Genomic DNA, 20,443 nt, shown 5'->3' on the forward strand with positions numbered 1-20,443 from the left:
TATTATTTATGTCCCAGGCTCCCAAAAATATTATTTTGCTTTTACCAAACCATTATCTATTACCAACATCTTGTCCGACTTCAACAGTTTGATCATTTTTATTATATATTGCACCTTGAACACTACCAAAGTTTGCGTCATTACGTTTTTCTTTAACACCATATCCCATACTCTTAAATGTATTGATATCTTCATCACTTGTCGCATTTTCATAATAGACTGTACCACCATCGTTATAAAAACGTGGTTTATCAATAGATTCTTGTAGAGTACCGTCACCTCTTAAATAGTCAATCAACACTTCATTTAAGATGGTAGGAATTTTGTTTCCACCTGGTGTACCAATACCCATATAGAAATCCGGACCAACAACAATGGATGGTGATGTATAAGAACGTGGTGCTTTATGTTTTCCACCATAGTTTGGACTATTAGGATCACTTGAGAAGTTTGTTAAAGAGTTGTTCATATAGAAACCTTGTTTAACAAATTTACCTGAACCAAAGAAACTAGATAGTGTATTTGTAGTACTAGCAAGCTTACCATTCTTATCAATGACAACAAAATGAGTTGTACTCGTCGTATCTAATGACGTATCAAAATCACTATTCATTTCATTACCGCCACTATTTACATTATTTAAATTGTCTAATAAATAATTTTCCGATAAGTGTGAGTCGTTATTCGCTTCCTGACCATTAACAATATCTCTATTTCGGTACATTACATCACGTGATTTAATAATGCCATTGATATAATCTGTTCTATCATTATTTGAATTGGCACTTTCATCAATTTTTAAACCTTGTAACATTAAAACCCCACCTAAAGGATTTGATGCAGAGTATATTGTATTATTTAAATATTTAGTTGATACTGGTTTCTTTTCTTCAGTTTTAAAGGTTGAAAAGTCTTTCTCAACTAATTCACTATCGATTTGTTTAGATACACTCTTAGCAATATCCTTATAGAAATATTTAGGCCCCTTATCTCTAATACCTTTAAGCGTTTTAGCTAAAGCGGGCTGTTTAACTACATCGCCTTCACGTACTGTACGTTTTCCTTTGAAGAAAGGTGAATTTCGATCGATATCAGAACCGTAGATTTTCAAACTACGTTCTAATTCTGAATCAACTTCGAAGCCATCTTCGGCTAATGGTACGATGTAACTAAAAATTTTCTTCTCATCCATTTTACCTTCTCGTTGATGCATATCATGCATACCTTGCACAAATCCAGGTGTACCAATTTCATCGCCTTTCTTATAATTATAAGAAGATAGCGTTTTATATTCGTACATCTTTGGTTCTTCACCTTCGTTACCATTATATGTAAGCGTGGCACCACCGCCACCTAAACCTGATGAATGTGGCTCTGTTACCGCTAGCGCATAAGAAACACCCATAGCTGCATCTACTGCATTACCACCATCTTCAATAATTTTATTACCGACACGAGTGGCAATCGCATTATTAGATGCTACGCCATATTTTTTATTACTGCCAGATGATTTATGATCTGCAATTTTATTTTCGAATAATGTATCTTTATCAGGTCTGTCTTCTTTATTAAAGTAGTAAAAGACGAATGATATTAAAATGGTGATAACTAAAATGACTGATAATGTCACTTTATTATAAATATTCATACTAACTGGCCCCTTTAGATAAATATTGCTCCGTTGCATCTTTTAATTCATTTTTCTCATAGTTATCAAGGCCTTCGTTCGCTTTGGCAAACGTCACCATCAATAGAATTGCAATTATAATGAGCGTTGTTACAATACCTAACCAATGTTTTTTAATATTCAAAGGTATATCCTCCATTCTCCTCTTTAAGGTGAATTGATTTATCATTTATATTATTGTAATAACGTTGTGCCTCCATCTTATTCATGTTGTCTTTCGTTATTTTGCCATCTGCACCACGTACAGGTGTAATGCTAAATTTATTATGCTGCCCATTCCAATCGTGCTGAACTACCATACCTTTTTGGTTTTTAGATAAGAATGAATCTGATGTTAAATTACCTAAACTATAGAAGATACTTGCATTTTTATATTTTTCAACTTTTTGGACAACTGAGTTATGACCAATGATTACATCTGCACCGGATTTCACTAGCGCATGTGCGTATTCTTTTTGACGATCCGTCACACTACGTTCATTGGTAATACCCCAATCCACGTTTACGACAACTAAATCGTTATTTTCTTTTAAGTTTTTGATTAATGGAACAAATATTTTTGGGTCTAAACTAATAGATGTTGTATTTTTAAGTGGATCTTCATAGTTTGAACCTACGTCAGTGAATGACACGTTAGCTATTTTTTTACCTTTAACCGTTTGTTGCACCGTCTTACTATTAATTGGGTTAGAACCATTACCAGTCATAAAGTTATAATCCGTTTGTGCTTCCACTTGTTTACTTAAATCTTGGGCTTGCACGTTATCAATCGTATTATTAATTAAATTGACACTTTTAACATTTTCTTTTTTCAAGAACATAATATTCTCAATATTCTTCTTGATGTTCGTTTTTGGATCGTTTGAGAAATGGCTCACTAGAAGTGAAGCAGTTGAAAAGTCACTTTGTTGAAGTGGTTGCTTTAACCCTTTAAACACGTCGTTAAGATCCATTTGTCGAAAATGTTTATTCAACGTGATATTACCTAAATATGTACTACGAATATAATCATTACCTGAGCTTGGCATTGCCTCGACCGGCTCAACTTTTACAGCTCTAATAGCGAATACTAGAAGTACAAGTGCCACAATTAAAACGATAAGTGTATAGCTAAAATTGAAACGTTTGTGACGTTTCGATTGCTTAAGTAACCATTCGCTCGCTGATAACCGTTTTTTCTTTTTCATTACTCTGCGCTCCTTGCTCGCGATTAATTAATAAAGCTATATAAGAATAAGATGACATAAGTGATACATGTAAGTAACATCGTTGTTGATAACGTAATCACGACACCTTGCTTTTGAATTGTATTCGCAATGATTCCAGGAATAACGACACCAATACCAGACACTTCAACCATTTCAAATGGCGTCAATGGATAAATCAAGTCGAACAGGAATTTAAGTACCATCCCAGTTAAAATCATCGCCGCAAATTTTCTTCTTCCGTACAAAATAACCCATCTACTAATACCATATGTAACTATGAAAAATGTTAAACAACTAATGACTAACACAGATAACAACATGATGGGTTGATCGAATATAAGTGCTAAATAACCCGGTACAACGAGTCCTGCTGGATTAATCCCAAATTTCTCGGCAAATATTAAACTTAATACAATACCGACAAATAGGGAGAAGTATAATTCTGAACCTATCATTTTATTCTATCCCTTCTATAAATTCTGCTATTCTACCACCTGGACCATGAATATTTCCTACACAGAATATGAGTGCGTTTTGTGATTCTTGCAAAATGGCTTTCTCAATTTCTGGGAACTCACGGTTTTCAAAATTAAGATATTTTTTATCAGGTAAGTGTTGCATTAAGTCTGTCACCATTTGTGTACTTTTACCTGTACAAATGAGTGTGTCAAAGTCTACATCATCAATAAAGTTTTCAACAAATTGACGCGTTCTATCTACCCTATCTGAACGACAATTTAAAATCACTACTTTTTTCGTATATGGATAGTTATAAGATTCAACTTTATTTAAAATAGCTTTTGTCGATTGAGGTTCATTAGCAGCAAATGCATTAACAAATACATTTCGTGTGCGATTTGCATTAAAGTATTTGATTTCAACCGCACCAGGATCAGGTGGTGCATTTAACATACCTCTCAATGCAGTTTCCTTATCAACGCCAACAGCTTCTGCAACGCCTAATGCAATAGCAACATTATCTGGGAAGACAAGATATGGAAACTTTCTTAAATATGATTCTGGAACTTCATCTTTATCTACGACAATTAACTTTGTTTTACGTTTCTTAGCTTCTTTGGCGAAGAATTTCGTATAGTCGTCTTTCATAACAACTAAAGTCCCTTTGTAAGGAATTGTTGCAGTAAACGCTTGAGCAACATCTTGAAGTGTAGGTCCAAGCACGTCCATGTGGTCTTCCATGACATTGACGATAACGCCTATATTGGCTTTAACTAAATCTTTTTGAAAAGTAATTTGATAGTCTGGATTAACTGCCATACATTCATTAACTAAAGAGTCAGCTTTTTGTTTAACAACTTTGCGCACAATGTCACGTTGTTCACCAATATTCGCGCCTTGTGGTTTTCTAATAACGGGGTATTCCTTGTCAGTAAACCAATACAACATTCGAGCATCTGTTCCTGTGGTTTTACCAATAACATGGTAATGGTCTTCTCTTAAAACGCTATAAATCATTCTCGTAATCGTTGATTTACCACGAATACCATTAATGTTGATTCTAATTGGAATCTTATTGAGTCGATTAGTATGGCGATTCTTCTCTTTAATACCAAGCCATAAAATCAATGCGATACAAATTATAATGAGAATCACAGTGTAGTACCTCTCTTTAATTGTTTTAATATTAAGTTGTCTAAATACGTATTTCATTGCTATGTATATCAAAAATGTCTTTAAACATTTTCTATAGAAGTGACTAATAAATCCAAACGCTCTTATTTCATATGAACATAATAAATTATTACTTCTAATAAGGGTATGCTATCATGTGCGTATTTAGTCAGTTTTAACATTGTAAATCTAATGTAAAATTATATTAACAAAGATTAATTTTTTTAGAAATATTCAATATTTTACTTTTACAAATAAAGAATAAATTTAAAAATATTTTTCTTAATTTTAAATCTAGTTCTAGTTATTTGAGAAATCATCAAATATTTACGTCGCATTTACATTAGATTAAAATTCTGATGTTAATTTAAAGGTATTAAAGATACAACTTTAGGAGGATACTGATGGGTAAACCTTTGACTAAACCTGTTAAGATAGCAATTAGCATATATTTAGCAATGGTATTATTAGTTTGTTCAAGCTATTTGGTATTGATTCTTGTGGGTAGCTTACAAGGCAATGATATGAGTAGCTCAGTTTTAGACACAGACCATCAACACATTAATAGTGTTACTAAAGATTCTAACGAAGGCATAAATGATACAAAGTTAAATAAGGCTTCAGCAACAAGTGATGATGTTGCCAAAGAAGAAACCGTTTCAAATACAAATGATACAATTTCAAATACAGATACTGAAAAAGTAGGTGCAAGTTCATCTGATTGATGACACTATGCACCTACTTTATTTTAAATACTTTGCATATTTTATTTGAAATTGCTTAGGAGTAAGTGAATATTTCTGCTTAAAATTTTGTATAAAGTAACTTGTAGTTGAGAATCCACAATCCATTGCCACTTCAGTCACATTTTTATGATGATACATGAGTTGCTTAGCACTTTGCTCTAGTCGATAATTTTGTAAGAAATTGAATGGCGTGTCCCCTGCAAATCGTTTAAACAACTTAATCGTCTCCGCTTCGCTCATATGAACTATATGACTTAACTCACTTAGTTTTACTTTTTTTATGATAATGACTTTGTAAGTATTGAATACATTGTTTAACTCTTGGATCAAAGAAATATTGATTGATTTGTTCATATTGATCAAAAATATTTAAAAGATGATTTAGACATTGATAAAATTCGCTAAGAATTTGCAGTTGATAATAATCTCTTTGCGATAAGTAAATATGTCCCACTCTCTCAATACGCCGTAATAAACTTACATTTTCTTCACCTTTTGGTATTAATTTAATAAATGGAATGGACTGTGCTTGATCAACAATTCGACTAACATAAGTAAAATTGATATATTCCGTGACATTGGGCAACCCAATGTTCCAGCAATAGAAACGCGCGCCTTCATTCGCGTCACGAATTTCATGTACAACGTTTGAATTAATAAATAATCCTTCCCCTTCATGTATCTCCAATGTATTTTCTGCTAACTTTACCTTAATCACACCGTTTGTGACATACATAAATTGCAAGGCATAATGCCAATGTAAAGGTATATATCCGAGTAATGTCTCACTCAATGATGTATGTAGAATGACATGTGGCCAACGTCGATCAGGATAATTAATCTTTTCTTCTAAGTCTTCATTAATAATAATTTCAGAAACCATATCGTATCACCTCAATATCTTGATACTTTTACTCATTATTTGAGTATTATCAAATTTATATACATTATATTATGAGATTTATAATAAAACAAAATACAGATGGAGGTGCATTCAATGAATCACACACAACACAGATTAAAAGGAGTATTATTTGCAATTATAGGTGCTACTTTATGGGGATTAGGTGGGACTGTTTCCGACTTACTCTTTAATCAACGAGATATTGAAGTGGATTGGTATGTTACTGCTCGCCTACTAATAAGTGGCATCTTCTTATTGAGTCTGTACAAACTATTACATCCTAAGCAATCTATGTTTATTGTTTTTAAGAAGCCCAAAACAATCGTTAGTTTGTTTATATATAGTTTAATCGGCATGCTTTTTGTCCAATACGCTTATATGGCATCCATCGCAACCGGCAATGTCGCAGTAGCTACACTTCTCCAATACATTGCACCAGTCTATATCATTATTTGGTTCGTCATACGTGGTCTTGATGTATTTCGTCCTTTTGATATTTTAGCCATTGCAATGACGCTAATTGGGACTTTTCTACTTTTAACAAATGGATCTATTTCTCATTTAGTCGTTTCACCTACGAGTTTGTTCTGGGGAATCATCTCTGGCTTAGCACTTGCGTTTTACACGATTTATGCCACAGGGTTACTTGAAAAGTTCCCTTCAATTCTAATCGTAGGATGGGCAATGATTATTTCTGGTTGTGCAATGAGTTTCAAGCATCCTATATGGGATGTTAGCTTTAGCAACATGAGTGCATCTACAATCATTTATTTAATTTTTGGGATTATTGCTGGGACTGCTTTCGCATTTTATCTATTTATAGATAGTCTTAAATACTTATCACCTAAGGAGACAACGTTATTAGGTACGATTGAACCAGTCATAGCAGTTGTTACAAGTGCATTATGGCTAGGTGTTACTTTCCAATCAGTCCAAGTAATTGGAATCGTATTAATTCTTATTTTAATTTTAATGTTGTCACTTAAGAAACAACCTGAAGAAATGTAATCAATAAAGTAGCGCCAAGGAATTGAATGATAACTAGCCTGAATGGTACAGAATTCTTCATGAATTCATCGTGTCACTCTGGTAATTACCTCGTCCTTGGCGCTTAATTTTTATAGAATAATTGATTTAAGTTGTGTAAAGAATTTCTGTCTTTCTGGTAATGGGAAGATAGGATAAATGTGGAATAAATTATATCCTGGCATAAAATCATGTTCAATACCTTTATCATTAAGCATTTGAGATAATTTTAAAGCGTCAGGGTATAACGTTTCCTTTGTACCAATAAAAATGGATAATCGACCTAATCCTTCTAAGTCACCGTTAATCGGCGATATTCTATAGTCCTCAATAGGTAGTTGGCCAGCCCATAATTTTATAAAGTATTTACTACCTTCTATACCTAACATTGGATCAATGCGTTCATACGTTTTAGCATCTGGATTGCTTAACGTACCATCTAACACTGGAGATAGCATTACAATATGTCCCGGTTGTGGAAGTGTAGTTTCTGCTTTTAAATATTCGGCAAATGACAATGCAATTTGTCCCCCTGCAGAATCTCCCATCACAATAAGCTGTTCACTACTTTCAACTTTGGCAGCTTGTTTATCATAAATAAGTTTTAATAATTCGAATGTAGTACGATAATCACGATGAGGTACTTTAGGATAAATTGGCATAACGACCTTCGCATCAAGTTGTCCTGCGAGTTCATCTATAAAATTAAAATGATTATCTAGTGGATCTTGGAACCATGCGCCACCATGAATATATAAAACAACTTTTTGTTGATGGTTACGTTGGTCATTCACAATATATGTGACGCACCCATTCCAACTTTTTGTTCGAACGTCATGTTTAAATTCATAACTAGTGCCGCCATATTTTCCAGCTGTAATTTCTTTCGTTTCTTCCAATGCTTTTTTCGCGTCCGCTTCATTTTCAAACGTTTTTTTCATGCCAGACATACGTATATATTTTTCAGTTATAAAACTTTTGTAACTGCGTTTCTCTTTAACTTTAATAAATGCTAATGTTCCTAATATCGCAGATGTTGCTACGGTTATCATACTTTTTTTCATAACTTAAACGACCTCCTATACATGTCTATATTATAAACCTTAAATGACAATTCATTTAGTAATTAACACTGTTATCGTTAAACAATATTTTCATTTTAAGGCAAACATGCTATCCTTATATAAATTATCTGAATTTTCAAATTATAAAAGGAGGCAACGATTTATGGCACGTCATAAAATTGTACTTATTGGAAGTGGTTATGTAGGATCTGCGTTTGCACATGCAATCGTAGCTAAGGGTTTAGTGGATGAGATGGCAATTATAGATATTGATGAGGATAAGGCTAAAGCAGATGTGTGGGATTTAAATCATGCGACTCCATTTGGCGATAACTTCGTAAATGTGCATGTCGGACAGTATGAAGACTGTAAAGACGCTGATATTGTAGTGATTTGTGCAAGTGCTAAACTTGCTAAAGGTGAAACACGTCTTAAGCTACTAGAAGATAATGTAGACATTTTTGTACCAATGATTCAACGCATTGTCGATAGTGGTTTCGATGGCTACTTTGTGTTACCTTCCAATCCCGTTGACATTATGAGTTATGTCGTTAAACGAGTGTCGAATTTTCCTAAAAATAAAATCATTGGTTCAGGCACTTCTTTAGATACTGCGCGTTTCCAATTCTTTTTAAGTCGAGAATTCGATGTAGCACCGAATCAAGTCTATGCACCTATTATTGGTGAACATGGTGATTCACAAGTCGCAGTATGGTCACACGCACAAATTGCAGGTGAGCCGGTGTTAGATTTATTACCTTCTAATACGAATTTAGAAGCATTTAAGACTTCCATTTCCAACCGTACAACTCAAATTGGTTACGATATTTATGTTCGAAAAGGCACAACCAATTTCGGAATATCACTAAGTCTAGTTAGAATCATAGAAGCCATCTTATTTAATAAAAATATCATTATGAATGTTTCAAGTTACGTTGAAGGTGAATATGGGTTGAGTGATGTATATATCGGTGTACCTACCGTTATTAACGGAAATGGTGCTGACCGAGTTATTGAATTAGCTCTCTCAAAAGAAGAATTATCACAGCTACATCATTCTGCTGATATCATCTTAGACTATCAGCGACAAGCGGATGCTATTATTGATCAAATGCGCTGATATTAAAAGTAAGTGAGTGGGGAGCGGGAAAGAAATTAATTCGTATCCCCAACTCGCATTGTTTGTAGAATTTCTTTATGAAATTCTTTTTGTTGAGGCCCCGAACCCCACCTTGCTTTATTTGTAGTATTTCTTTATGAAATTCTTTTTGCTGGGGCCCCAAACCCCAGCTTGCTTTATTTGTAGAATTTCTTTATGAAATTCTCTTTGCTGGGGCCCCAATCCCCACCTTGCTTTATTTGTAGAATTTCTTTATGAAATTCTCTTTGCTAGGGCCCCGCTCTCACTTTATGTTTCAAAGCAACTATCATACATTAATTTCAATTGATGTTCGAAGCGTTGCATATCTATAAATCGTGCTTGGCGATGCATTTCTTTACCATTCATAAAGATTAAATCAACGGGTACAGTAAATATAGATAATTCACCTGCAATGGTTTCGACATCTGATTGATTTATGACAGCGAGTTTTGCATTAGGGTAAGATGCTACAATATCTTCAATTTGTGGTAATACTGCATGGCACACTGAACAATGATCCCGCATTACGTGGACTACTACTAACTGATTATTATTAATAATTTGATGGAATGCTTCCATATTACTCAAATGCTTTGCCATATCCTCACCTATACTTTCACTTATTTTAATAAGTTTTGAAATACCTCTGGCATCTTAGTTACTCTTTGACGTTCTAAATCTAAGAAACCACCTGTTTGCTGTCCAATACAATGCACTTTGTCTCCAGACGTAATTTCAAATTTAAATACCCATTTCATTCTTCCGCCTTTAACAAACCAGCAACGCCCAACAGGTTTATCGTGTATCGTAATTGGAACTTTATACTCTATTTCTGTCTTCATTAATATTGGCGATATATGTTGCTTCATCATTTCTGAAAATGTCATATATTCATTAATAAATATTGTACGTAAATCTTCAAACCAACGTATATAGACGATATTACTTACAATCCCCATTGCATCGATATCGTAATTGTTAACTTCGATTTCTCTTTCAGCGACTAACAAGCCTTCATGTTCCATAAAATATAATCTCCTTTAAGTCATCATTCAATTATATTTTACGACGTTTACATGCATTTTTCATCTACTTTAACTATACAACATTTAATGCGCGAACTATATATGTCTATTTTATTATATATTATTTTTATTAAATACATAACCAAATTTACATGGTATAATAATTGTGAAAATATTCACATATTTTAGGAGGATGATTCATATGAAAGCTTATGTTTATGAAAAGCCAGGCGTTGCAAAACTGATTGATAAAGAGAAGCCAGTCATTACGGAAAGTACAGATGCAATTATTAGAATGGTCAAAACAACGATTTGTGGTACAGACCTACATATTATCAAAGGCGATACACCGGAAGTACCATCAAACACAACACTTGGCCATGAAGGTATTGGTATCGTTGAATCAGTTGGTTCAAGTGTAAACAACTTTAAAGTTGGAGATAAAGTCATTGTTTCTTGTATCTCGTCGTGTGGTAAATGTTACTACTGTAAAAAAGGTATTTATGCACATTGTGAAAAAGATGGCGGTTGGATATTAGGTCACCTCATCGATGGTACACAAGCAGAATATGTTAAAGTACCTTTCGCAGACAACTCTTTATACCATGCACCAGAATCTTTACCAGACGAAGCACTCGTTATGCTCTCCGACATTTTACCAACGGGTTATGAAATTGGTGTTTTAAAAGGTAAAGTTAAACCAGGTAGTACGGTTGCGATAGTGGGTGCAGGTCCAGTTGGATTAGCTGCATTATTAACAGCACAATTTTATTCACCTTCTAAAATTATTATGCTCGATTTGGATGATAATCGTTTAGCAACTGCCAAGGAATTAGGTGCTACACATACAATTAATTCAACGAATGTTGAAGATGCTGTTGCTCAAGTAAAAACATTGAACCATCGTGGTGTGGACGTAGCCATTGAAGCTGTTGGTATTCCACAAACCTTTGATTTATGTCAAAAGTTAATTGGTGTTGACGGTACAATCGCTAATGTTGGCGTTCATGGATTACCAGTACAATTTGATATTGATAAATTATGGATTAAGAATATTAATGTGACAACAGGTTTAGTTTCAGCCAATACTACCGAAGAATTATTAGAAGCTTTGAAAAGTAAAATTATTCAACCTGAACAATTGGTGACACATTATAGCAAATTAAGTGATATTGAACATGCTTATGATTTATTCAGAAATGCAACGGATCACAAAGCAATAAAATTACTTATAGAAAATGATATAACTCAGTAATTCTTTATACACATTTAATATATAAATTTAAAATGACCTTTAACCATTCTATGCGTATTTCGATTAAGTGCAATTAGTGGTTAAAGGTCTTATTTTGATAAAATCAAATCTTATTTATCAGAATTATCTAAATTTTATATCATTTTCATATCCATTGGTGTTAGAATAGTCTTATTCAACTTTTTGAGAGGAGCGATGTGTTTGTTCTCTTACTTGCTTTTTATTACTACCATGTCATTCACTCCCGGACCTAACACCATCATGGCAATGTCCGAAGGTCAGCGTAAAGGATTTATTAGAGCCTTACCTTTTAATTTGGGTGTACTTATAGGTATTTTATTTACATTGGCGATCGCTTTAGTGTTCTCAGAACCTTTAAAACATAATCATAGCTTTATTTTTATCATGAAAATTATAGGTACGATTTACTTACTGTATCTTGCGTATCATGTGTTTATTTCAAAACCTGATAGTGCAAAAGAGACTTTAGATCGCCCTGTACTCAAAGGTATATTGATTCAAGCTACGAATGTTAAAGCAATGTTATATTTTTTAACTGGTTTAACAACGTTCACTTTACCCGATGTATGGAATTCGACATATGTTCGCTCTATATTGCTCATTGTCATCGGTATTGCTGGCGCCATTATTTGGAGCCTTTTAGGACAAATGATGAATCGAATCTATCAACAACATTATAAAATCATTAATGTAATTATCACAGTTTTATTACTCTATAGTGCTGTAGAACTATGGTAAAACTCAATCACTGTATTGCAAAAAACCTCCTGTCATTATTTCTGACAAGAGGTTTATTTTAATATTATTTAATTTTCATAATCGCTTTTCCTGGGTCTACTGATTCAACATCTTCAACTGTTAATGTTTTATCGCCCAAGTTAGTAATAATGATTGGTGTAACTGTGCTTGGCGCATGTTCTTTAAGGTAAGCTAGGTTAATCTTCATTAATGGTTGCCCTTGTGTTACAGGCTCATCTGCATTAACTAAACTTTCGAAACCTTCACCGTTTAATTTCACCGTATCAATACCGATATGGATAAGAACTTCTACGCCAGTTTCAGATTCTAATCCAATCGCATGTTTAGTTGGGAAGATTGTTTTAACTGTACCATCGAATGGTGCCACGATTTCTCCTTTTTCTGGAACGAAACCAACACCGTCACCCATCATTTTTTCAGAGAATACTTTGTCTGGCACTTCAGATAATGGAATAATATGTCCAGTTCCAGGTGCATAGATTTCAGTTTCTTTTACATCTTCTAAGTGAACTGGCTCATCAGAAACTTCTTCAGTAACTGTTGTTTCACTAGGTTTCGTGATTTCACCTTTCATGATTAATGACATGTCATGTTTAATTTGGTCTGATTTTGGACCAAAGATTGCTTGCATGTTATTACCAACCTCAAGGACACCAGAAGCACCTAATGCTTTTAATCCTTGAACATCTACTTTAGATTTATCGTTTACTTCAACACGTAAACGTGTGATACAAGCATCTAAATGTTTGATATTCTCTTTACCACCCATTGCATCTAATACATCAAACGGTAATCTCGCAACACTTGAGTTACGGATTTCTTGTTCTTCATCTTCACGGCCAGGTGTTTTAAGATTAAATTTCTTAATTGCAAAGTTGAATAAGAAGTAGTAAACAACTGCATAAACTAATCCAACTGGAATAACTAATAAGGCGTGTGTACGATCCCAGTTTAATAAACCATAAAGGATATAGTCGATAAATCCACCTGAGAATGTCATACCAATCTTAACATCAAGTAAATGCATGATTAAGAATGATGATCCTGCTAAGAATACGTGAATAACATATAATAACGGTGCTACGAATAAGAATGAGAATTCTAATGGTTCTGTAATACCAGTTAAGAATGATGTTAAAGCAGCTGATAACATTAATCCACCAACTACTTTTTTACGTTCTGGACGAGCATTTTTATAGATTGCTAATGCTGCTGCTGGTAAACCAAACATCATAAATGGATATTTACCTGTAGTAAATGCACCCGCTGTGAATGGTACACCATCTTTCAATTGTGCCATCCAAATACGTTGGTCACCACGAACGAGTTCGCCTGCATGGTTTGTGTAATGGCCAAATTCGAACCAGAACGGTGCATAGAAAATGTGGTGTAAACCAAATGGAATTAATGAACGTTCAATAATACCAAAGATAAATGTTGTTAATGTTAAGTTCTTATTTAATAAGAAGTTTGATAAGCTATTTAATCCTTCTTGAATTGGAGGCCAAACGAAACATAGTGCAATACCTGTAACGATTGCAACTAATGATGTTACGATTGGCACGAAACGTTTACCTGCAAAGAATCCTAAGAATGGAGGTAACGTAATATTGTAGTACTTGTTATAACACCAAGCAGCAAGTGCCCCCATGATAATACCACCAAACACACCCGTTTGAAGTGTTGGTATACCTAAGATTAAAGCATATGCTGGTAATTTATCCGCTTGACTAAGTTCTTTAGCGCCATCAGCGTAACTATAAATATCATCAATCGTGATATGCATGATTTGACCCATAGTGGCATTCATAATTAAGTAACCGACTAATGCTGCTAAAGCCGCAACACCGTCTCCGCCCGCTAATCCAAGTGCTGTACCAACTGCAAATAGCAATGGTAAGTTATCAAATATAATTTGTCCGGCTGCTTCCATTACAGATGAAATCATAACGAAGACATCCATTTTTAGCCATGGTGCAATTTTAACAAGTTGTTCATTGTGCATTGCATTACCAAATGCTAATAAAATCCCGGCAGCTGGTAAGATTGCAACAGGTAACATCAATGCTTTACCGATACGTTGCAATTGACCGAAAAATTTCTTAAACATAATCCTTATTCCCTTCTACTCATATTGAACTTGATGACACAAAAAAGACATAAGCAATACTGAGAAAAGTAAGTTTAAGAAATAAAATTACTATACGTTGATTTACATCATGTATATTTGTCCCTTTTATCTCTCTTCTACTTTCAAAATACAAGGCCATATGACGCTATAACATCGTCAAACAGAGAATTGTATTTTAATTAAGGCTATTAAATGCCCTAATCTCATTGATTGCTTATGCCTAATTTAATAGTAACACGCAGTTCTTTTTTCAATTAATTTATATTATATACATTTGATAAAACGTTTTCAATACTTTTTTATAAAAAATGTTGCCGACAAAATCAAAAGTTTGCCGACAACATTTTATCAAGCGCTATTAGCGATTGAAGTATCTATTATAAGAAACGTTTAGCAGCGACAGAAATTGGTGGGATTTCGTCGAAGTCTAATTTTTTATCTTCAGTGATTGATCTGTAAGCCCATTTACCATAGTTGATTGCTTCTTCATTAACAATTTTACCTGGTAATGGTGCAGCATTTGGATCAACATGTACATCAACGATTGTTGGTACATTTTCATTTAACGCTGCTTCTACTACTTCATCGATACGGCTAGGATCTTTTAATACATAACCTTTACCGCCTGCAGCTTCAGCGAATTTAGCATGGTCCATATCAGAGAAATCAATGGCATATTCTAATTCACCTGCAGCTTGTTGTTCATATTTAATAAATGATAATTGTTTGTTGTTCATAACAAAGATTGTCATTGGTAAGTCATATTGAACAGCAGTTGCAAAGTCTTGCATTACCATTTGGAATGCACCGTCACCGCTAATTGAGATAGCTTGACGTTTAGGGAAAGCGATTTTAGAAGCAATTGCTCCTGGAAGTCCGCAACCCATTGTACCTAACCAAGAAGAAATAATAAATTTATTATTTACTGATAAGTTTAGGTAACGTGTTGACCAAACTGTAGATGTACCTACATCGATTGAGAATACAGCGTCATCGTCACTATATTTACTAATTGATTTCATTAAACGTTCTGGGCGGATTGGAGTGCTTTCTTGATTCATATCTTGTTCCATCCATTTATCCCAAACAGCTTTACGTTCTAATGTTTTTTCTAAGAATGGGCGTTGTGGTACGTGTTTGATAACATCAGTTAATTGATGGAAAGCAAGTTTAGCGTCACCAACGATACCAACATTAACACTGAAACGATGTCCAATTACATCTGGGTTTGTATCAATTTGAATTGCTTTAATATTTTTCTTAGGTAGGTAGTCAACGTAAGGGTAGTTAGTACCTGCCATGATTAATAAATCGGCATCTTGAATTGTTTGGTAAGATGTTTTTGTACCGATTTTACCTAAGTTACCGATGCTATATGGGTGATCATCAGGAATGATTGTTTTAGCTGGTAACGTATGAATTACTGGAATTTTAGCCGCTTCTACAAATTCACGTAATTCATCTTTAGCATTTTGTGCACCTACACCAATAATCATTACTGGTTTTTTACTTTTATCGATTAATTTTGCAGCTTTTTTAATGCTACGTAATGTTGGAGTTGGTGCTTTTGGTTTAGTAGTGTCTATAGCACGATGAGTTGTGTCTTTAATTTTTTGAGTTAATAAGTCATTAGGACATACAACTACTGCTACACCACGTTTTTCGTATGCTGTACGAATAGCTTCGTTAACAATTTCAAATACGTTATCACCTTTTTGAATTTGGTGATTATATACAGATACATCTGAAACCATATCAGTAATGTTTGTTTCTTGGAACGCTTTTGTACCTAATAAAGTACTATTTGTTTGACCTGCTAAAATTAATTGAGGTACGCGATCCATTTTTGCATCATACATACCATTTAATAAGTGAACGATACCAGGACCACCAATACTTAATGCTACCCCAATTTTACCTGTCATTTTAGTGTATGAAGCTGCAGCTAAACTTGCTACTTCTTCGTGACGTACATGATAGAATTTAAATGAGTCTCTAACAGTACGTAAACTATCTACTACTGCGTCAATTGAATCTCCTGGAATACCATATAAGTGATCAATATCCCATGCTTCTAACGCTTTAACTAATGCTTCGTTTGCTTTTATCTTCGCCATTATTACAATAGCTCCTTTCTCTTTTTAAACGAGTACAATATATATTCCCTTTAGTAGAATAAAATAATCATAATTGGAATAAGTATTGAACTAATTACAGCAGTTAATATCATTCCAATTGAACTGAATGCACCAGATTCAATATCGTGTTCTAATGCTTTTGCGGTACCGAAAGCGTGTGATGCATTCCCATATGTTAACCCTCTGGCAATAGAGGTCTTAAAATTACCTACTTTCAACAACATTGATCCCATCATACTACCTATTAAACCTGTAGTTATAATGAATAATACTGTAATCGTATCCGTACCACCTAATTCCTGTGATACTTCGATACCTACAGCAGCTGTTATTGAACGTGGTAATATTGTTACTATCGTCTCCTCGTCGTAACCCAATAAGTTTAACGAGGTAAACACTAACACAAAATTAAGTATTACGCCAACCATCACGCTTGAAAAGATAATACTTAAATTCTCAATAATTTTATGTCGATTCTTATATAGTGGGTAAGCTAAACATACAACAGTGGCATTCAATAAATGATTGATCCATTTACCACCTGTCATATAATCATGATAGTTTTGATGTGTTAACAATAATACAATAATGACACCAACCGAACCTACTAACGCTGGGTTCAAAAATGGATTATCATATTTTTGTTGAAGCTTTTTTGCAGCAAAATACATAACGACGGTCAACAATATCATTAAGATAGCTTGAATGAATGTCATACTATTGATGACCTCTCTTAACGTTAGGTTGTTTAACCATCTTTTCAGCGATGTAACCAGAAGCTAGTGCAACGCAACTTGTACCTACAATAATTAATAAGAAGAAAATGATATAACTCTTCGTAATATCAGAAACAACATCCATTATTCCTACTACAGAGGGTATAAAGAAAAACACCATTGTAGCTAATAGAAATTCTGCGCCGTCAGATATCCAATTCATACGTATCACTTTCAGTTCAAGTAAAATGTACAACAATATCATGCCTACGATACTTCCAGCTAGTGGTATATGCAATAATGTTTGCAATAAACTACCTAAGTAACTAATGACTATGATAATGGCAATTTGTATGATAACTTTTGAAATAAATAATACTTTTTTCAAGATGACTGACCTCCCACTAAAATATGTCGAAATTGTTACAGTGAAATTTAAACCTATATTCATCATTCTAATTCAACCTAAGAAAATAGAAAAATATCCATTTTAAATACCACCTATAGTTTTTTTCTATGTAATCGCTTTAATATCTGTACGTATTGGTGTAGTTGAATGTCGATGACAATATTATTACGTCCATAATGGCTTTACGATAAAAAAATAGAGCAGCGTTTCGTTTAAACGCTGCTCTATTTTTATTTATCTATTTATTGTGTTTGTTGTTATGAAGTATCATTTAGTCATATTTTAATCTCTTGCTCATAAATTCTATCCATTTAGAGGTAGCATGACTTAATAGTTTATCCTTTTTCCAAATTGCACCTAATTCCCAACTCATGCCAGTATCCTCAATCTTAATACTTCTGATGTTGTCTTTAAGCATGTTAGCGATGTGCTCTGGTAAGATACTTACACCTAAACGTGCCAGCAACAGATACTCAATAAAGTTCCATTGCGAGACATTTGAAACAGTATTTGGAAGAAATCCCGCATTTTTAGCTGCGGCAATAATTTTATCATTAAGGTAAAAGTCTTCGTTAAACAATATAAAATCTTCATTCTTAAGTTCTGCCATTGTAACAGAATCACGTGATGCAAGGTCATGTTCTTTACTTACAACTAATCTCAAATCTTCGCTATATAATGGTAAATAGTCAAAGACGTTCTCATCTATTGGAATAGTTGTAATTCCAATATCAATTTGATCATTGATAAGTCGCGTTTCAATAGATTTACCGCCACTTTCATTTAAATTATACGTCACGTTTGGATAGAGCTTGTGAAACTCCCCTAGTATGTAGATAAATTGTTGCATGTCCATTACTGCAGACATACCTATATTGATATGACCTGTTTCTAATCCTAATAGCCCATTAATTTCGAAAGGAATATTATCATATAACGCTATGATTTCCTCACACTTTTTATAAAATATTTTACCCGCATCAGTGAGTACGAGGTAACGCTTTTGACGATCAAATAATGTCATTTTTAATTCATTTTCTATATCTTTAATTGCTTTACTAATCGTCGGCTGCGCTATGTATAGAGATTTTGAAGCATTTGTCATACCACCTTGATTAACTACTTCCATAAAATATTTCATATGTTTGATGTCCAAATGCTCACCCACTTTGTTCATTATTGTAATTTCATTATACACGAAATATTTTTGAGAAAATAAAAATATGTAAAGTTAAACTAAATGTTTCCGAGAACAAGTCTAATTCAAATTCAATGTCAGACCCTATATGTTTCATTATAAAAAAATGTTATAATCACATAGGCTCAAATTGATTGAAGAGGTGAGGCATTGAGCTTTTACGAATTTATGCAAAATTTTGTTGGTGATGACACACCATTAGGTGAATTGGTAAATTGGATTAATCAAGATAGCAATTTCCCTAAAGAAGTGAAGAGCCAAGTAGAAGTATTGTCATATTTTCGAAATAATCCATGTCCAGAAAACATACCCGTGACTATCGTTAAAAGAGCATTGGCTGTTTTTAACCAATTCACAAATGTATGATTTCTAACTTGTTATTATACATCATGGACGTATCATCTCACCAAGCGCCTTTATGGCGCTTTTTTTGGTAGTGGGACAGAATTCTATGTGAATTCGTTGCATCCCCAGCTTGCATTGCTTGTAGAATTTCTTAGTGAAATTCTTTTTGCTGGGGCCCCGCACACCCCGCAAAGATGACTAGAGCTGACAATAGCTGATTAGCGCATCTTCTCAGTTCAGTCAGCTACTGCGTGAATTTAATATATTATTTTTATTTCTAAGCGCCTTTATGGCGCTTTTTTATAGGGTAAATTTAAAAAATTTCACATTTAAAATTAAGTAATGTTTTGAACTTTAAGACATTACCGTGCTACTATCTTAAATTGTGCAAAATTACTTTAATGTAAAATAAGTTACAAATTACGCTGTTATATTTCATATATATTACAGTTACTTGTATAATTCGTTTCTTATATTGTATTAGACCTTTTTAACGAATATGATTAATACAGTTTTTAATTCTTTTATATTTTGAGGGGAACAAAAATGAAATTTAAAAAATTATTTTCACGTCTTTTACTCGCTACTGGAATCATGTTCGCAGGAACTTTTACATATCAAAACATTGAACACACGCACGTATCTGAAGCCGCTTCATATAACTACTATACAAAAGGTCAATGTACTTGGTGGGCATACCAACGTCGTGCTCAACTAGGTAAACCTGTATCAAATCGTTGGGGAAATGCAAAGAACTGGTATTACAATGCAAAACGCTCTGGTTATAGAACTGGTCACACGCCTAAACGCTACGCAGTAATGCAATCTACTGCAGGCTATTATGGCCACGTTGCTGTAGTTGAACGTGTATATAGTAACGGTAGTATTAAAGTTTCTGAATACAATTACAATAGACCGAACGCATACGGAACTCGCTACTTAAGTAAATGGTCTGCACGTAATTTTAATTACATCTACTAAAATAAATATTGACATATAAATGATAAATAAAAGCCACTATTTATGAATCAAGGTCTC

22 protein-coding genes are annotated in these 20,443 nt (G+C 33.7%); 7 read left to right on the forward strand and 15 right to left on the reverse strand.

All coding sequences use genetic code 11. The features are described from left to right. Positions 1-52: 52 nt before the first annotated feature. Genes F1592_RS12175 through pgsB form a run of 5 tightly spaced genes read right to left on the reverse strand, consistent with a single transcriptional unit; the run spans position 53 to position 4,509 of the window. Entirely contained in the window at positions 53-1,648 is a 1,596-nt protein-coding gene (locus F1592_RS12175) for a gamma-glutamyltransferase (protein WP_107609861.1), read from the reverse strand. 1 nt (position 1,649) lies between these two features. Next, a complete protein-coding gene (locus F1592_RS13650; protein WP_161984724.1) occupies positions 1,650-1,811 on the reverse strand; it encodes a hypothetical protein in 162 nt (53 codons plus the stop codon). Continuing rightward, the gene (locus tag F1592_RS12180; RefSeq protein ID WP_053016109.1) at positions 1,801-2,874 is read right to left on the reverse strand and encodes a CapA family protein; all 1,074 of its coding nucleotides are present in this window, start codon (positions 2,872-2,874) and stop codon (positions 1,801-1,803) included. Before F1592_RS12180 ends, F1592_RS13650 begins: the two co-directional genes overlap by 11 nt. A 23-nt stretch (positions 2,875-2,897) precedes the next feature. Then, positions 2,898-3,350 (reverse strand): poly-gamma-glutamate biosynthesis protein PgsC, encoded by a 453-nt coding sequence (pgsC, locus tag F1592_RS12185; protein WP_011274857.1) that lies wholly within the window; start codon positions 3,348-3,350, stop codon positions 2,898-2,900. 1 nt (position 3,351) lies between these two features. Continuing rightward, positions 3,352-4,509, reverse strand: a complete 1,158-nt coding sequence (gene pgsB, locus F1592_RS12190) for a poly-gamma-glutamate synthase PgsB (protein ID WP_011274856.1) — start codon at positions 4,507-4,509, stop codon at positions 3,352-3,354. A gap of 422 nt (positions 4,510-4,931) precedes the next feature. On the opposite strand from pgsB, the gene F1592_RS12195 reads away from it, so the two are divergent. Then, on the forward strand, positions 4,932-5,252 hold the full coding sequence (locus F1592_RS12195) for a hypothetical protein (protein WP_016930804.1): 321 nt from the start codon (positions 4,932-4,934) through the stop codon (positions 5,250-5,252). A gap of 18 nt (positions 5,253-5,270) precedes the next feature. Here F1592_RS12195 and F1592_RS13955 read toward each other — a convergent pair whose 3' ends face one another. Both F1592_RS13955 and F1592_RS13860 read right to left on the reverse strand, forming a co-directional pair. Beyond that, positions 5,271-5,489: a helix-turn-helix transcriptional regulator gene (locus F1592_RS13955; RefSeq protein ID WP_262926904.1), complete on the reverse strand. Its 219-nt coding sequence runs from the start codon at positions 5,487-5,489 to the stop codon at positions 5,271-5,273. A gap of 43 nt (positions 5,490-5,532) precedes the next feature. Further along, complete coding sequence (locus tag F1592_RS13860) at positions 5,533-6,156, reverse strand: cupin domain-containing protein (protein WP_223197245.1); 624 nt, start codon at positions 6,154-6,156, stop codon at positions 5,533-5,535. A 114-nt stretch (positions 6,157-6,270) separates the two neighbouring features. Here F1592_RS13860 and F1592_RS12205 point away from each other — a divergent pair, with 114 nt between their 5' ends. Further along, on the forward strand, positions 6,271-7,185 hold the full coding sequence (locus F1592_RS12205) for an EamA family transporter (RefSeq protein ID WP_375711806.1): 915 nt from the start codon (positions 6,271-6,273) through the stop codon (positions 7,183-7,185). Positions 7,186-7,295: 110 nt separating this feature from the next. Here F1592_RS12205 and F1592_RS12210 read toward each other — a convergent pair whose 3' ends face one another. Next, on the reverse strand, positions 7,296-8,267 hold the full coding sequence (locus F1592_RS12210) for an alpha/beta hydrolase fold domain-containing protein (protein ID WP_107609862.1): 972 nt from the start codon (positions 8,265-8,267) through the stop codon (positions 7,296-7,298). A gap of 163 nt (positions 8,268-8,430) precedes the next feature. Between F1592_RS12210 and F1592_RS12215 the strand changes: the two genes are divergently transcribed. Then, positions 8,431-9,387, forward strand: coding sequence for an L-lactate dehydrogenase (locus tag F1592_RS12215; RefSeq protein ID WP_053016106.1), 957 nt, complete (start codon positions 8,431-8,433; stop codon positions 9,385-9,387). A 288-nt stretch (positions 9,388-9,675) separates the two neighbouring features. Here F1592_RS12215 and F1592_RS12220 read toward each other — a convergent pair whose 3' ends face one another. Both F1592_RS12220 and F1592_RS12225 read right to left on the reverse strand, forming a co-directional pair. Continuing rightward, a complete protein-coding gene (locus tag F1592_RS12220; RefSeq protein WP_053016105.1) occupies positions 9,676-10,008 on the reverse strand; it encodes a thioredoxin family protein in 333 nt (110 codons plus the stop codon). Positions 10,009-10,028: 20 nt separating this feature from the next. Further along, positions 10,029-10,433, reverse strand: coding sequence for an acyl-CoA thioesterase (locus tag F1592_RS12225; RefSeq protein ID WP_053016104.1), 405 nt, complete (start codon positions 10,431-10,433; stop codon positions 10,029-10,031). Between the two features lie 202 nt (positions 10,434-10,635). Between F1592_RS12225 and F1592_RS12230 the strand changes: the two genes are divergently transcribed. Continuing rightward, positions 10,636-11,688, forward strand: a complete 1,053-nt coding sequence (locus tag F1592_RS12230; protein WP_053016103.1) for a zinc-dependent alcohol dehydrogenase family protein — start codon at positions 10,636-10,638, stop codon at positions 11,686-11,688. A gap of 195 nt (positions 11,689-11,883) precedes the next feature. Continuing rightward, the gene (locus tag F1592_RS12235) at positions 11,884-12,447 is read left to right on the forward strand and encodes a LysE family translocator (RefSeq protein WP_223197246.1); all 564 of its coding nucleotides are present in this window, start codon (positions 11,884-11,886) and stop codon (positions 12,445-12,447) included. 64 nt (positions 12,448-12,511) lie between these two features. Here the strand turns inward: F1592_RS12235 and ptsG are convergent, their stop codons facing one another. The 5 genes from ptsG to cidR all read right to left on the reverse strand — a co-directional run bounded on the left by ptsG (position 12,512) and on the right by cidR (position 19,018). Beyond that, a complete protein-coding gene (gene ptsG, locus F1592_RS12240; protein WP_053016101.1) occupies positions 12,512-14,578 on the reverse strand; it encodes a glucose-specific PTS transporter subunit IIBC in 2,067 nt (688 codons plus the stop codon). Between the two features lie 398 nt (positions 14,579-14,976). Continuing rightward, positions 14,977-16,716, reverse strand: coding sequence for a pyruvate oxidase (locus tag F1592_RS12245; RefSeq protein ID WP_037538548.1), 1,740 nt, complete (start codon positions 16,714-16,716; stop codon positions 14,977-14,979). Positions 16,717-16,766: 50 nt separating this feature from the next. Continuing rightward, positions 16,767-17,453, reverse strand: coding sequence for an LrgB family protein (locus F1592_RS12250; protein ID WP_053016100.1), 687 nt, complete (start codon positions 17,451-17,453; stop codon positions 16,767-16,769). Between the two features lies 1 nt (position 17,454). Continuing rightward, the gene (locus F1592_RS12255; RefSeq protein WP_053016099.1) at positions 17,455-17,841 is read right to left on the reverse strand and encodes a CidA/LrgA family protein; all 387 of its coding nucleotides are present in this window, start codon (positions 17,839-17,841) and stop codon (positions 17,455-17,457) included. Positions 17,842-18,133: 292 nt separating this feature from the next. Beyond that, the gene (cidR, locus tag F1592_RS12260; RefSeq protein ID WP_033080099.1) at positions 18,134-19,018 is read right to left on the reverse strand and encodes a cidABC operon transcriptional activator CidR; all 885 of its coding nucleotides are present in this window, start codon (positions 19,016-19,018) and stop codon (positions 18,134-18,136) included. Between the two features lie 192 nt (positions 19,019-19,210). On the opposite strand from cidR, the gene F1592_RS12265 reads away from it, so the two are divergent. Further along, a complete protein-coding gene (locus F1592_RS12265; protein WP_053016098.1) occupies positions 19,211-19,426 on the forward strand; it encodes a sterile alpha motif-like domain-containing protein in 216 nt (71 codons plus the stop codon). A gap of 525 nt (positions 19,427-19,951) precedes the next feature. Further along, positions 19,952-20,386, forward strand: coding sequence for a CHAP domain-containing protein (locus tag F1592_RS12270; RefSeq protein WP_053016097.1), 435 nt, complete (start codon positions 19,952-19,954; stop codon positions 20,384-20,386). The last annotated feature ends 57 nt before the right edge of the window (positions 20,387-20,443 follow it).

The organism is Staphylococcus sp. GDX7P312P (assembly GCF_008385775.1).
GTDB lineage: Bacteria > Bacillota > Bacilli > Staphylococcales > Staphylococcaceae > Staphylococcus > Staphylococcus haemolyticus.